The 13,919-nt window shown below is 63.6% G+C and carries 10 protein-coding genes; 7 read left to right on the top strand and 3 right to left on the bottom strand.

From position 1 onward, the window contains the following. The first annotated feature begins 74 nt into the window (after window positions 1–74). A complete protein-coding gene (gene uvrB, locus A11A3_RS05050; protein ID WP_040296723.1) occupies window positions 75–2,090 on the top strand; it encodes an excinuclease ABC subunit UvrB in 2,016 nt (671 codons plus the stop codon). Window positions 2,091–2,244: 154 nt separating this feature from the next. On the opposite strand, the gene cysZ is transcribed toward uvrB, so the two are convergent. After that, entirely contained in the window at window positions 2,245–3,009 is a 765-nt protein-coding gene (cysZ, locus tag A11A3_RS05045) for a sulfate transporter CysZ (RefSeq protein ID WP_008928190.1), read from the bottom strand. Between the two features lie 293 nt (window positions 3,010–3,302). Here cysZ and smc point away from each other — a divergent pair, with 293 nt between their 5' ends. The 6 genes from smc to A11A3_RS05015 all read left to right on the top strand — a co-directional run bounded on the left by smc (window position 3,303) and on the right by A11A3_RS05015 (window position 11,536). Further along, complete coding sequence (gene smc / locus A11A3_RS05040) at window positions 3,303–6,800, top strand: chromosome segregation protein SMC (protein ID WP_008928189.1); 3,498 nt, start codon at window positions 3,303–3,305, stop codon at window positions 6,798–6,800. A 52-nt stretch (window positions 6,801–6,852) separates the two neighbouring features. After that, window positions 6,853–7,764, top strand: a complete 912-nt coding sequence (gene zipA / locus A11A3_RS05035) for a cell division protein ZipA (protein WP_008928188.1) — start codon at window positions 6,853–6,855, stop codon at window positions 7,762–7,764. Window positions 7,765–7,921: 157 nt separating this feature from the next. Continuing rightward, window positions 7,922–10,255 carry an NAD-dependent DNA ligase LigA gene (gene ligA / locus A11A3_RS05030; RefSeq protein ID WP_008928187.1) on the top strand — a complete coding sequence of 778 codons (2,334 nt, stop codon included), beginning with the start codon at window positions 7,922–7,924 and terminating at the stop codon, window positions 10,253–10,255. Continuing rightward, a complete protein-coding gene (locus A11A3_RS05025) occupies window positions 10,252–10,833 on the top strand; it encodes a transglycosylase SLT domain-containing protein (protein WP_008928186.1) in 582 nt (193 codons plus the stop codon). The genes ligA and A11A3_RS05025 overlap by 4 nt, the downstream gene beginning before the upstream one ends. 26 nt (window positions 10,834–10,859) lie before the next feature. Continuing rightward, window positions 10,860–11,288, top strand: coding sequence for a hypothetical protein (locus A11A3_RS05020; RefSeq protein ID WP_008928185.1), 429 nt, complete (start codon window positions 10,860–10,862; stop codon window positions 11,286–11,288). Beyond that, window positions 11,288–11,536 (top strand): YheU family protein, encoded by a 249-nt coding sequence (locus A11A3_RS05015; RefSeq protein WP_008928184.1) that lies wholly within the window; start codon window positions 11,288–11,290, stop codon window positions 11,534–11,536. Before A11A3_RS05020 ends, A11A3_RS05015 begins: the two co-directional genes overlap by 1 nt. Window positions 11,537–11,633: 97 nt before the next feature. On the opposite strand, the gene A11A3_RS05010 is transcribed toward A11A3_RS05015, so the two are convergent. Together A11A3_RS05010 and mnmC are read right to left on the bottom strand one after the other, a co-directional pair. Continuing rightward, entirely contained in the window at window positions 11,634–12,035 is a 402-nt protein-coding gene (locus A11A3_RS05010; protein ID WP_008928183.1) for an MAPEG family protein, read from the bottom strand. Continuing rightward, window positions 12,032–13,897, bottom strand: coding sequence for a bifunctional tRNA (5-methylaminomethyl-2-thiouridine)(34)-methyltransferase MnmC2/FAD-dependent 5-carboxymethylaminomethyl-2-thiouridine(34) oxidoreductase MnmC1 (mnmC, locus tag A11A3_RS05005; protein WP_008928182.1), 1,866 nt, complete (start codon window positions 13,895–13,897; stop codon window positions 12,032–12,034). Before mnmC ends, A11A3_RS05010 begins: the two co-directional genes overlap by 4 nt. Window positions 13,898–13,919: the final 22 nt, after the last annotated feature.

The following is a 13,919-nucleotide window of genomic DNA, read 5'->3' as shown; positions in this document are numbered from 1 at the left end:
TCAATGAGGGGGAGCTGGAGGGGGTGAACGGCACGGCCATTGCCTCCCAACATACACAAAAGCAGGAACCACCCATGGCGGACAGTCTTTTCAAGCTCCATTCCGATTACCAGCCGTCCGGTGACCAGCCCACGGCCATTGCCCAGCTGGTGGAGGGCCTGCAGGACGGCCTCAGCCACCAGACGCTGCTGGGGGTAACCGGGTCGGGCAAGACCTTCACCATGGCCAATGTGATCCAGCAGACCGGCCGGCCCACCATCATCATGGCACCCAACAAGACGTTGGCGGCGCAGCTGTACGGGGAGTTCAAGGAGTTCTTCCCGGAGAATGCGGTGGAGTACTTCGTCTCCTACTACGACTACTACCAGCCGGAAGCCTACGTGCCGAGCTCGGATACCTTCATCGAGAAGGATGCCTCGGTGAACGAGCAGATCGAGCAGATGCGGCTGTCGGCCACCAAGGCCATTCTCGAGCGCGAGGACACCATCATTGTTGCCACCGTGTCCGCCATCTACGGCCTGGGCGACCCGGCCAGCTACCACGCCATGGTGCTGCACCTGGTGCGTGGCGATCATATCGACCAGCGCGAGCTGCTGCGGCGGCTGGCGGAGCTGCAGTACACCCGCAACGAAATGGATTTCCGCCGCGCCACCTACCGGGTGCGGGGCGATGTGATCGACATTTTCCCGGCGGAAGAAGAGAAAGAGGCGGTGCGCATCGAGCTGTTCGATGACGAGGTGGAGGAAATCAGTATCTTCGACCCGCTCACCGGCGAGGTGATCAAGCGGGTGGGGCGCATCACCATCTATCCCAAGAGCCACTATGTGACCCCCCGGGAGACCGTGCTCAAGGCCATTGAGATGATCAAGGAGGAGCTGGCCGAGCGGCTCACCGAGCTCAAGGAGCAGAACAAGCTGGTGGAGGCTCAGCGCCTGGAGCAGCGCACTCGCTTCGATATCGAGATGCTGCAGGAACTCGGCTACTGCAACGGCGTGGAAAACTATTCCCGGCTGTTCTCCGGCCGTGCCCCCGGCGAGGCGCCGCCCACCCTGTTTGATTATCTGCCGGCCAATGCGCTGCTGATTGCCGACGAATCCCACGTCACCATTCCCCAGCTGGGGGCCATGTACAAGGGCGACCGCTCACGCAAGGAAACCCTGGTCAGCTTCGGTTTCCGGCTGCCGTCGGCCATGGACAACCGCCCGCTCAAGTTCGAGGAGTGGGAGCGGCTGGCGCCACAGATGGTGTTCGTGTCGGCCACGCCGGGCCCCTACGAGGAGAAACACGCCGGCCAGGTGGTGGAGCAGGTGGTGCGGCCCACTGGCCTGGTGGACCCGAAAATCGAGATTCGCCCGGCCACCAGCCAGGTGGACGACCTGCTGGGCGAGGCGCGCGAGTGCATCGAAAAGGGCCAGCGGGTGCTGGTGACCACCCTCACCAAGCGCATGGCCGAGGACCTCACCGAGTTCCTCAACGAGCACGGTATCAAGGTGCGCTACCTGCACTCGGACATTGATACCGTGGAGCGGGTGGAAATTATCCGTGACCTGCGGCTGGGCAAGTTCGACGTGCTGGTGGGTATCAACCTGCTGCGTGAGGGCCTGGACATGCCGGAAGTGGCGCTGGTGGCCATTCTCGATGCGGACAAGGAAGGCTTCCTGCGCGCAGAGCGCTCCCTGATCCAGACCATCGGCCGGGCCGCCCGGAACGTGGAAGGGCGCGCCATCCTCTACGCGGACAAGATCACCGGGTCCATGCAGCGGGCCATCGACGAGACCGACCGGCGTCGCGACAAGCAGGAAGCCTTCAACAAGGAGCACGGCATCACGCCCCAGGCCCTCAACAAGAAGGTTCGCGACATCATGGACGACAGCGGCGGCAGCCGCTTCGACCGCAAATACAAGGGCGAGAAGAAGAAGGTGGCCGACGCCGCCCCTGCCTACGAGGCCATGTCACCGGCCCAGGTGGCCAAGGAAATCCAGGCCCTGGAAGGGCAGATGATGGAACACGCCAAGAACCTGGAATTCGAACAGGCCGCCGCCGTGAGAGACAAGATTCACCAGCTGCGCGAGCTGGGCTTTATGCGGTAGGTTCAATTGATAATGGAGAATTGATAATTGATAACGGTGCGAAAGTGCCGTTGAGGGTTCTCAAAGCGAAGAGGCCGCGCCTATTGCCTGGACGCGGCCTCTTGCGTTTCGCGGCATGAATTCCTGTCTCGCGACAGTTATCAATTCTCCGTTATCAATTCTCAATTGGGGACAGCTGCTCCACCCAGATCAAGGTCCCCGCAATCACCGCAATCGGCATGATCACCAGGTTGACCAGCGGGATCATGGTCAGGCCCAGCACGATGGCGCCGAAGGTCAGTACCAGCCAGCGCTTGGTCTTGAGCCGCTCCAGCATCACCTCGAAGGGCACCTGGCGGTTGTCGGCGCCGAAGTCGATGTACTGCATGCCCAGCAGCCAGCCGGACCACAGGAACCAGATCGCGGAGGCCAGTACATTGATCACCGGGATGAAGTAGATCACCCCCACCACGAACAGGATCAGCAGCGCCCGCCACAGCCAGTACCAGGTCTTGCGTAGTTCGCGCTTGAAGGTGCGCACGATCATGGCCGGGATGGACTCGTCATTCATGGGCACGCCGGTCACCTGGGTGTCCACCTTCTCGGCGAGAAAGCCCATGAAGGGGGCGGCGATCAGCTGGACGCCAATGGAGAAGATGCTGGCGAACAGTCCCAGCAGCAGGATCCACACCAGCACCACGGCGGCGTTGACCAGAAACTCGATGCCGCCGTTGAGGAAGCTCCAGAAGCCGGTCAGGTGCCAGCCGGCGGTGGCGTGGGCGATCCAGCCGGCGATCCAGCTGCCGCTGAGCCAGTAGAGGCCACCAAACACCAGGATGTTGAAAATCAGCGGGATGATCACGTAGGGCCGCAGGCCCGGTGTTCTGGCCAGAGACAGGCTGCGACGGAGGTAATTGAGAGCATCGGTAATCTGGGTCACGGCGTATCCTTGGCTGTGCGATAGGTCGCAGGCAGTCTACCCGCCCGGTGAAAGCCGGCACAAGCGGCCCGGGAGACGCCATGACTGTGATACCGGTCAACGATGGTGCGGGTTTTGCACTCCTTTACCTTCCCCGGTCAGTGGATCGGGTTATAACCGGCGCCGGGTTTGCGATCTTATTGTAAACAGGGCGCCGCGGCTGATGAATTCGGCCCGGCTTGCCGCTAGACTTATGCCTTTTATGGGGTCGGCCCGCTTGGCCGGGCCATCGCGGCTGCGAGTAACTTCTGACTATGCGACTGAAATCAATAAAACTGGCCGGGTTCAAATCCTTCGTGGACCCCACCACCGCCAATTTTCCGGAAAACCTCACCGCCGTGGTGGGGCCCAACGGTTGCGGGAAGTCCAACATCATCGATGCGGTGCGCTGGGTCATGGGCGAATCCTCCGCCAAGCACCTGCGTGGCGAATCCATGGCGGATGTGATCTTCAACGGCTCCAACGCCCGTAAACCGGTGGCCCAGGCCTCCATCGAACTGGTGTTCGACAACTCCGATGGCACCGTCAGCGGCGAGTACGGCAAGTTCAGCGAGATTTCCGTCAAACGCCAGGTGACCCGGGACGGCCAGTCCAACTACTTCCTCAACAGCACCAAGTGTCGCCGCAAGGATATCGCCGATATCTTCATGGGCACGGGCCTGGGGCCGCGCAGCTACGCCATCATCGAGCAGGGCATGATTTCCCGGCTGATCGAGGCCAAGCCCGAGGAACTGCGGGTTTACATCGAGGAAGCCGCCGGCATTTCCAAATACAAGGCCCGCCGCCGCGAGACTGAAAACCGTATCCGCCGCACCCGCGAGAACCTGGAGCGCCTCACCGACATTCGCGACGAGCTGGCACGCCAGCTGGAGCGCCTGAGCCGCCAGGCCAGCGCCGCCGAGAAATACAAGCAGTACAAGGAAGAGGAGCGCCTCAAGGGCGCCCAGCTCAAGGCCCTGCGCTGGAAAGGCCTGGATGGCCAGGTCAAGCAGCTCGACCATGTGATCGGCGAGCTGGATGTGGCCATCGAGGCCAAGATTGCCGAGCAGCGCCATGTGGACGCGGAAGTGGAGCGCCTGCGCGAAAACCACCACGAGGTGCAGGAGCGCTTCAACGAGGTGCAGCAGCATTTCTATGCCCTGGGGGCGGAAGTGGCGCGGCTGGAGCAGAACATCCAGAACCAGCGTGAGCGCAAGCAGCAGCTGTACGAGGAGCTGGAGCAGATTTCCGCCAGCTGGAAAGAGGCCGACGAACACCTGCGCATGGACAGCGAAAAGGTTGCCGAGCTGGACGCCATCCTGGCCGAGCGCGAACCGGAGCTGGAGCTGATCAGCGAGCAGCAGGAAGCCTCCAACGAGGCGCTGGCCCTGGCTGAGGAGGCCATGCAGGGCTGGCAGCAGGAGTGGGAAGAATTCAACGGCAAGTCCGGAGAATCCCGCCGCCAGGCAGAGGTGGAACAATCGCGCATCCAGCACCTGGACAAGTCCCAGGAACGCCTCAAGGACCGCATCGAGCGCCTGCGCAAGGAACAGGAATCCCTGGACTCCGGGCCGCTGGCCTCGAAAATGCGCCAGCTGGAAGAGCAGGTGGAACAGTATCGCGGTCAGGCGGAAGAAAACGAGCTGCGCAGCGAGTCCCTGCAGGAAGAGATCAACCAGATGCGCCGGGACAACGGCGAGCGTGGCCGCCAGCTGGATGAAGCCCGCGAGAAGCTGCAGACCCTGAAAGGTCGCCGTACCTCCCTGGAGGCCCTGCAAAAGGCCGCCATGGGCGATGATGGCGCGGTCAGCGACTGGCTCAACCGCCACGAACTGGATGACGAGCCGCGCCTGGCCGACCAGGTGCAGGTGGCCGAAGGCTGGGAAAAGGCCCTGGAAGCGGTGCTTGGCGATAGCCTGCAGGCAGTGGCCATCAGCGGTTTCGAGCAGGTCAGTGACTGGCTGGAAGACCTGGACCATGGTCGCCTGGCCCTGGTCAGCACCGGCACGGCCAAGGCCGCCGGTGACAAGGGCCCCCTGTTGCGCGATCAGGTCAGCGGCCAGGTGCCGGAAGGCCTGCTGGCCGGTGTCTACGTGGCCGATGATCTGGCCGCGGCGCTGGCGCTGCGCGGCAAACTGGATGCCCACGAATCCGTGGTCACCCGCGACGGCATCTGGCTGGGCCCGGACTGGCTCAAGGTGGCCAAAGAGGAAGACCAGGAAGCCGGTATCCTCGAACGTCGCCGGGAGCTGGAAACCCTGGAAGAACAGATCGACACCCTGCAGGCCACCGTGGAAGACCTGAAAGAGCAGTTGGAAAGCAGCCGCGAACAGATCGGTGAACTGGAGGAAGAGCGCGAGGAGGTGCAGCGTCAGGCCAGCCGCATCAACCGCGAGCTGGGCGAAATCAATGCCCAGGTCAGCGCCCGCCAGGTACGCCTGGAGCAGATCACCATGCGCCGCGAGCGCCTGGGCCGTGAGCTGGACGAAACCAACGAGCAGCTGGCCCAGGAGCAGGAGCAACTCAAGGAAGCCCGTGCCGTGCTGGCCGAAGCGCTGGACGCCATGGAAACCGACAGCGGCCAGCGGGAAACCCTGCTGTCCCGCCGTGACGAGCTGCGCCTGCGGCTGGACGAGGCCCGCCAGAAGGCCCGTCACGACCGGGACCAGTCCCACCAGCTGGCCATGGACGTGCAGGGCGCCCGCACCCAGGCGGATTCCCTGCGCCAGAACCTGTCACGGCTGGAATCCCAGGTGCAGGCCATGACCGAGCGCAAGGCGCTGCTGGAAGAGCAGACCCGTGACGGGGATGATCCTGGCGCCGAGCTGCAGGCGCAGCTGGAAGAAAAGCTGGAAGTGCGCCTGGAAGCGGAGCACAAGCTCACCGAAGCGCGCCGCGAGCTGGAGGGTGTGGACCATGAAATGCGTAACCTGGAAGGCCAGCGTGCCCAGTACGAGCGCCAGGCCCAGGAAGTGCGCAGCACCATGGACCAGAAACGCATGCAGTGGCAGGACCTGACCACCCGTCGCCAGACCGTGGCCGAGCAGCTTGCCGAACAGAATTTCGACCTGGATACCGTGCTGCAGGGCCTGCCGGACGAGGCCAATGAGCAGGAATGGGCCCAGGAGATGGACCAGATCGGCCAGCGCATCTCGCGCCTGGGCCAGATCAACCTGGCGGCCATTGACGAGTACCAGCAGCAGTCCGAGCGCAAGACCTACCTGGACAGCCAGAACGACGATCTGGAAGATGCCCTGGGTACCCTGGAGAACGCCATTCGCAAGATCGACCGGGAAACCCGGGCGCGCTTCAAGGAGTACTTCGACCGCATCAACCGGGGCCTGCAGGAGCTGTTCCCGAAAGTGTTCGGCGGCGGCCATGCCTACCTGGAGCTCACCGGCGAAGACCTGCTCGACACCGGCGTGGCCATCATGGCGCGCCCGCCGGGCAAGCGGAACAGCACCATTCACCTGCTGTCCGGGGGTGAGAAAGCCCTGACCGCCCTGTCACTGGTATTCAGCATCTTCCAGCTCAACCCGGCGCCTTTCTGTCTGCTTGATGAGGTGGACGCGCCGTTGGATGATGCGAATGTGGGCCGTTTCTGTAATCTGGTATCGGAAATGTCCAACAAGGTGCAATTTATCTATATCACCCATAACAAGATTGCGATGGAAATGGCGGCCTCCCTGATGGGGGTAACCATGCACGAACCGGGCGTTTCCCGCCTGGTGTCCGTGGATGTGGAAGAAGCCGCCGAAATGGCCGCCATGTAGGCGCTACAACGTTTGAGGCCGAACTGAGACTAGCTAAGGAAGAGGCAAGGCTATGGGCCTGAACCTGGAAACACTGATTGGAATTCTGGTCATCCTGATTCTGCTGATTCTGGCCGATGGCCTGCGTCGCATGGTCCGGGAGCGCCAGGGCCGCCTGCGCATGCGCATCGACCCCCGTTATCGCGATGCCCAGGACGAGCCGGAAGAGAAAGACTACAACCCGGAGCTGGTCGGCAGCGCCCGGGTGATCCGCAAGGCCATCGAGCGCGATGCCGCCAGCGAACCGCCCATGATGATGGAGCAGGAAGAGCACCCCGAACCGGCCAGCGAGGCCGAGCAGGGTAGCCTGTTCGAGGGCGATGATCCGGAACCGGCGATGGCCGACGACGAGCCGCAACCGGTCCGTGAGCCGACCCCGGAACCGCCGCCGGTGGCCGCCGAGCCGGAACTGACCCCCGCGCCGCAGCCCAAACCGGAGCCCCGGCCCGCCGCACGCAAGCCGGCGGCGCAGAAGCCCCGCGAACCCCAGCCGGTGCTGGAAGTGATCGTCGTGCACCTGATTGCCCGCCGTGGTGAGCCCTTCGATGGTGGCGAGCTGCTGCGGCTGTTGCTGGAGTCCGGTCTGCGTTTCGGTGACATGAACATTTTCCATCGTCATGTGGATTATCGCGGTGAGGATCAGCTGCAATTCTCCATGGCCAATGCGGTGGAGCCGGGCACCTTTGACCTGGACACCATGGAAGACATGACCTTTGCCGGCGTTACCTTCTTCCTGAAGCTGCCGGGGGCCAGCGATGCCATCGGCGCCCTGGACAAGATGCTGTCGGTCTGCCGCCGCCTGGCCACGGAGCTGGAAGGGGAACTCAAGGACGAGCAACACAGCGTGCTGACCCGCCAGACCATGGAGCATCTGCGCCAGCGTGTGCAGGAATTCGAACGTCGCCAGCGCGTGCCGAGCGCATAACGCTGACAATGATCGCCGTGCTGTAGGGCGGAAATTGCTGCCGGCAATCTCCGCCGTTTTTTTGACGGCGATCGGCGCATGCCGGTTACCGACCTTCGCGTGAAGCCGAAACGGTTTTCGCTGTTAACTTTCACTATTAACTGTTCGCTGCCCAAACGTGCCCGAAACCAACGATCTCTCCCAGAAAGTCCAATCCCTGCGTGACCAGCTCAACAACTGGTCCTACCGCTACTATGTGCTGGATGACCCGGCGGTGCCCGATGCGGAATATGACCGCCTTTACCGGGAACTGAAGGCGCTGGAGGAGGCACACCCGGAACTGGTCACCGCGGATTCGCCCACCCAGCGTGTCGGCGATGTGCCGCTGGACGCGTTCGATCAGGTGCAGCATGAAGTGCCCATGCTGAGCCTGGATAACGCCTTCGACGATGACGACCTGCGCGCCTTCGATAATCGTATCCGTGAACGGCTGGATGTCAGTGACACCATCGCCTATGTGGCCGAGCCGAAGCTGGATGGCCTGGCTATTTCCCTGCTCTATGAAAACGGCGAGCTGGTACGCGCGGCCACCCGTGGCGATGGCCAGACCGGCGAGAACATTACCGTCAATGCGCGCACCATCCGTTCGGTGCCGCTGAAACTGCGCGGCGATAACCCGCCGGCGCGTCTGGAAGTGCGCGGCGAAGTGGTGATGCCCCACGGTGGCTTTGCCGAACTCAATGCCCGCCAGGAAGCGGCCGGGCAGAAGGTATTCGCCAACCCGCGCAATGCCGCCGCCGGCAGCCTGCGTCAACTGGACTCGCGCATTACCGCCGAGCGGCCGCTGGAATTCTATGCCTATTCCCTGGCCCAGCTGGAAGGTCAGCCCTGGCCCGCCACCCATTCCGCCATCCTCGATGCCTTGAAGCACTGGGGCCTGCGTGTGAACCCGGAAATCCGTGTCTGTGAGGGCGTGGAGGCACTGCTGGCGTTTTATCACGGCATTCTCGACAAGCGTGACAAGCTCGATTACGACATCGATGGGGTGGTCTACAAGGTCGACCGGCTCGACTGGCAGCGGGACCTGGGCTTTGTCAGCCGTGCACCGCGCTGGGCCATTGCCCACAAGTTCCCGGCCCAGGAAGAGCTCACCGTGCTCAACGGCGTGGACTGGCAGGTGGGCCGCACCGGCGCGCTGACGCCGGTGGCGCGGCTGGAGCCGGTGCAGGTGGGCGGCGTTACCGTCAGCAATGCTACTTTGCACAATATCGATGAAATCCGCCGCCTGGATATCCGCGTTGGCGACACCGTGGTGGTCTACCGGGCCGGGGATGTGATCCCCAAGGTGGTGCGGCCGATCCCCGAGCGCCGTCCCGCCGATGCGCAGACCATTTCCCTGCCGTCCAACTGCCCGGTGTGTGGCAGTGATATTCTGCGCGGCGACGGTGAAGTGGTGGCCCGTTGTACCGGTGGCCTGATCTGTGGCGCCCAGCAGCGTGAAGCGATCAAGCACTTTGCTTCCCGCCGGGCCATGGACATCGACGGCCTGGGGGACAAGCTGGTGGATGCCCTGGTGGATGAGGGCCTGATTGCCACCGTGGCCGACCTCTACCGGCTGGAGGCGGCCCGCGTCGCCGGCCTGGAGCGCATGGGCGAGAAGTCGGCGGATAACCTGATTGCGGCGCTGGAGACCTCCAAAAAGGTCGGTCTGGGCCGCTTCCTGTTTGCCCTTGGCATCCTCCAGATCGGCGAGGAAACCGCCAAGAACCTGGCGGACTGCTTTGGAGACCTGGACGGCATTCGTCATGCCTCCCTGCTGTTGTTGCTGGCGGTGCCGGATGTGGGGCTGGAAGTGGCCCGGGCCATTGGTGCCTTCTTTGCCGAGGCGGATAACGAGGCGGTGATCGATGGTCTGCTGGCCGCCGGCGTCACCCCGCAGTCCAGTGGCCAGCCCTCCGCCGCCTTTGTTTCCTCCCTGACCCTGGCTCACTTGCTCAAGTCCGCCAAGCGGCTGGGCATGGATCTTGAAGGGATCGGCGACAAGACCCTGGAAACCCTGGGTAGCCATTTTGCCAGCGTGGCGGCACTCAGCCAGGCGGCAGCGGAAGGCGCCGGGGCCGAACCCGGGGGCGTGCGCTCCGGGGTCATGGTGCAGATGGCCAGGGCGCTGGCGGCGGATGATTGGCAGGCGCGCCTGCAACAGGCCGAGCAGCAGGCCGCGTCACTGGCGGCGCGGGCACCGGCCCATACCGAGAGCCGGCCGCTGGAAGGGCAGACCTGGGTGCTCACCGGCACGCTGGAATCGCTGACCCGGGATCAGGCCAAACAGGGGCTGCAACAGCTGGGCGCCAAGGTGGCCGGCTCGGTCTCCAAAAATACCGCCATGGTGGTGGCAGGCGCCGCCGCCGGCTCCAAACTGGCCAAGGCCGAGTCCCTGGGAGTTGAGGTGTGCGATGAAGCCGCGCTAATGTCGGTCTTCAAGGAAAACGGTATCGATCCGGGAGCATTATGACCGTGAGAGTGGCGCTGCTGATGGTGTTACTGGCGTTGGGTGGCTGTGCCGGCACACCGACCAATACCGATGATGCCTGTGCGGTGTTTGATCAGCGAGGTGGCTGGTTCAATAACTGGTACAAGTACGCCAAGAAGACCGAGAAGGAATATGGCGTGCCCGTACCGGTGCTGATGGCTACCATCTACAAGGAATCCGGTTTCGATGCCCATGCCAAGCCGCCGCGCACCAGGCTACTGGGCTTTATTCCCTGGAAGCGTCCATCCTCGGCCTACGGCTATTCCCAGGCGCTGACGTCCACCTGGGAGTCCTACCAGAAGGCCACCGGTCGCCATGGCGCGGACCGGGATGACTTTCAGGATGCCATTCGTTTTGTCGGCTGGTACTACTACCAGAGTTACAAGATCAACGGCATCGCCAGAAATGATACCTATCACCTGTACTTGTCGTACTACAGCGGCCATGGTGGCTATGCCCGTGGCACCTGGAAGCATAACCAGTGGGTACAGGGCGCGGCCCGGCGCACGGCGGCCATGGCCAACCGCTATGAACAGCAACTGCGTCAGTGCGGACGCTAGCGGGCAATCACTGTTGAGAGGCTGATTTGGATAACGAATCCATCGTTTACGGTTGTATCAAGCACCTGCCCTTCGGCAGTCTGCAAGAGCGTAAGGCGAGCTGTTTCCAGAACCGGCGGGCCATTCGCCAGTTGCCCCAGGCCGATGAGTGGCCGTTTCTGTGCCGGGAAATGTTCTCGGTCCCCGGTGATGACCTGATGGGGGGGACCTTCCAGACCCAGGTGATTCATTTCGGTATGTCCTACCGGGCGGTGGAGTACGAGTGGGAGCACTGGATCGCCAAGTTCGAATCCCTGCTCAAGAACATGTTCTGGGTCAATGCGGTGGTGCATCTGGAAACGGAACTGTCCGGGTTCCATACCTTCGTCTGGGACAGCGCCGATGTTTGCCATGAGCCTTCCGAGGCGCCCCTGCGGGTGCGTTGCGAATGGGCCCGCGAAGGAGCTATTGCCTGATGGACGAGGTGGTGATCGTTCCCTGGCAGGAGCTGGCGGCGGACACGCTGGATAACCTGCTGCAGGAGTTTGTGACCCGAGACGGCACCGACTACGGTGAACAGGAAATCAGCACCGCCACCAAGGTGGAGCAGGTGCGCCGTCAGCTTACCAAAGGCCAGTCATTGCTGGTGTTCGATAGCGCCACCGAAACCGTCACCGTCATGACCCGCGAACAGTTCGACCAGCATCAGCGTCACCCGGGCTGACAACCTTTCCCCAATTTCAGACCCTGTGGGAGCGTGTTTGCACGCGAATACTTGCCCCTTCGCGTGCAAGCACGCTCCTACACAATCAGGCTCTCGCCTAACCGATTCTTCCCCAAAGCAACTGCACGCTGGTGCCCAGAATGACTGCCCAGGACGCCACAATGCCCAGCTGGCGGGGCAGGTTGGCACTGCCGCGGGGTACCAGCATGCCAAAGCCGTGCAGCAGCCGGCCGGCGACCAGAATGATGCCGTAGGTGTGTAACGCCGTGGCGCTGCCACCGTTGGTTTCCAGCAGGGCCATCAACAGCAGGGCCAGCGGAATGTATTCCACCGCATTGCCATGGGCGCGGATCGCCCGGCCCAGATCGCGGTGACCCCCATCGCCCAGGGAAACCTTGCTGCGCAGACGGTGGCGCACCACATTGGCGGCCAGCAGGATGACCAGCAGACCACAAAGGCCGCCGTAGAGGGCGGTAATTGGCAGGTTGAGAAAGTTCATGGCGTCCACCTCGGTTGTTTTTTGCGTTTGCGGACAATAAACCGGGCCGGGTCAAGAGCGTCAAGTAACGGTTTGTCTACCGGCAGTGGCAGGCCACTGATGAGGTCGGCGAGCAGCTCGGCGCACAGGGGGGTGCCGGTAATGCCACGGCTGCCATGGGCCAGGTTCAGATAAAGCCCGGCGGCGGCGCGGTGGGGGTGCTCGCTGGCCACCGGCAGCGGTCCGCACAGGGGCAGAAAATCAATGCTCTGGCAGCGCATGGCAGCCCGCCGGTCCGCCACCTGGATAGCGTCGCCGCCCAGTTCCTGCCAGAGGGTGGGCAGGTATTCCTGCAGCTGGGCCAGGTTGCGCCGGTCGTCTTCGTCGTGCGGTGTCTGCTCCAGCTGGTGCAGGTCAAAGGTGGCACCGACACAATGCAGCCCGTCCAGGGCCGGTGTCAGGTAGCCGCCGTGGCAGCGCGCCTGTTGCCAGCCGGCGCTGGCTTCGGTGGCCCGGCAGTAACTGACCTGGCCGCGAATCTGTTTGAGCGGCAGCCAGTGCAGCCCTGGCAGTTGCAGGCTGGCGGCGGCGATGCACAGTACCACCGCGCTGGCGGACAGGCTGTCACCGTTTTCCAGGGTTACACTGGCGGGCTGGCCTTCCTGCAGGGCGGTGATGCGCTCCTGGCGCAGGCGAATGTGCGGGTGATCCAGCAGGTATTCACACCAGCGCGCCGGGCGAATATAGCCGCCGCCCACCAGCTCCACGGCCTGATCGCCGGCCGGGCGCAGCAGGGATGCGGGCCACACGCCGCTGGCCATGGCCTGGCTGAGCTTGTCCCATTGCCGCGTGTCCACGGCATGTTGAATCACGCCGTTGAGGCGCCCCTCATCCGGGTGTCGGGGGAAGCCATGCTGAGCAAACCAGCGCAGCGCCTGACTGTAGCTGTTCTGGTAAAAGCGATTCTGGGCGGTCAGGTGGGCGCTGGGTGTGCTGTAGACCACGCCGGCAAGATTGCCGGAGGCGCCGCTGGCAATACCCGCCGGGTCCAGTACGGTGACCTGCCAGCCGCGTTCGGCCAGGGCCCGGGCGGTGGTGGCGCCGGCCAGTCCGGCACCCACCACAATGGCCTGTTGCCGCCGGCTCTGCCGGGCCGGGGCCTGACTCTGTTGCCAGTGGCCCACCAGCATATGGCGCTTGTGGCCGAACCCGTCGCGCTTTTGCATGGTGAAGCCGGCCTCGATCAGGCCGCGCCGGACAAAACCGGCGGCGGTAAAGGTGGCCAGGGTGGTGCCCGGCCGGCTCAGCCGTGCCAGCTGGGCAAACAGGGCCGGTTGCCACATGTCCGGGTTGCAGGCGGGGGCAAAGCCGTCCAGAAACCAGGCATCCACCGGGCTGTCGAACAGGGGCCAGAGGGCTTCGGCTTCACCGTAAAGCAGGGTCAGGCTGACGCGCGGGTGAAGCTGCAGACGGTGAAAGCCGGGTGCCGGGGCCGGGTACTGGGCCAGCAGGGCATCGCTCAAGGCCGCCAGTTGTGGCCAGTGGGCCAGGGCCCGCCGCAGATCCTCGGCGCAGAGCGGGTGTTTTTCCACCGATACCAGATGCAGGCGGGCGCCATCGCCGGCCTGTTGCAGAAAACAGGCGGCGGCCAGCAGGCAATTGAGCCCGGTGCCAAAGCCGGTTTCACCAATGACAAAGAGGTCGCCATCGGCGAGGCTGGCAAAGCGCTCGGTGAGGCGATTGCCCTGCAGGAACACGTAGCTGCTTTCCGCGGCACCGTCCTGGCGGGAAAAATAGGGGTCGTCGTAATCACTGGCCACCGGCGTGTGGGCCTGCCAGTCGATGCGGGCCGGCGTCAGGGGCGAAAAGGGTGTGTCGGTCATGCCGGGTATTGCGCAGTCCTGT

The sequence above is a fragment of the Alcanivorax hongdengensis A-11-3 genome (assembly GCF_000300995.1).
Taxonomy (GTDB): domain Bacteria; phylum Pseudomonadota; class Gammaproteobacteria; order Pseudomonadales; family Alcanivoracaceae; genus Alcanivorax; species Alcanivorax hongdengensis.
Note: the sequence above shows the minus strand (reverse complement) of the source record. Positions and strands in the feature narration are given on the sequence as shown.

Coding starts and splice junctions, on each gene's coding strand:
- mnmC (WP_008928182.1), bottom strand. CDS start 13,897: ATGACCGACACACCCTTTTCGCCCCTGACGCCGGCCCGCATCGACTGG.
- uvrB (WP_040296723.1), top strand. CDS start 75: ATGGCGGACAGTCTTTTCAAGCTCCATTCCGATTACCAGCCGTCCGGT.
- smc (WP_008928189.1), top strand. CDS start 3,303: ATGCGACTGAAATCAATAAAACTGGCCGGGTTCAAATCCTTCGTGGAC.
- A11A3_RS05025 (WP_008928186.1), top strand. CDS start 10,252: ATGACCGTGAGAGTGGCGCTGCTGATGGTGTTACTGGCGTTGGGTGGC.
- A11A3_RS05015 (WP_008928184.1), top strand. CDS start 11,288: ATGGACGAGGTGGTGATCGTTCCCTGGCAGGAGCTGGCGGCGGACACG.
- A11A3_RS05010 (WP_008928183.1), bottom strand. CDS start 12,035: ATGAACTTTCTCAACCTGCCAATTACCGCCCTCTACGGCGGCCTTTGT.
- zipA (WP_008928188.1), top strand. CDS start 6,853: ATGGGCCTGAACCTGGAAACACTGATTGGAATTCTGGTCATCCTGATT.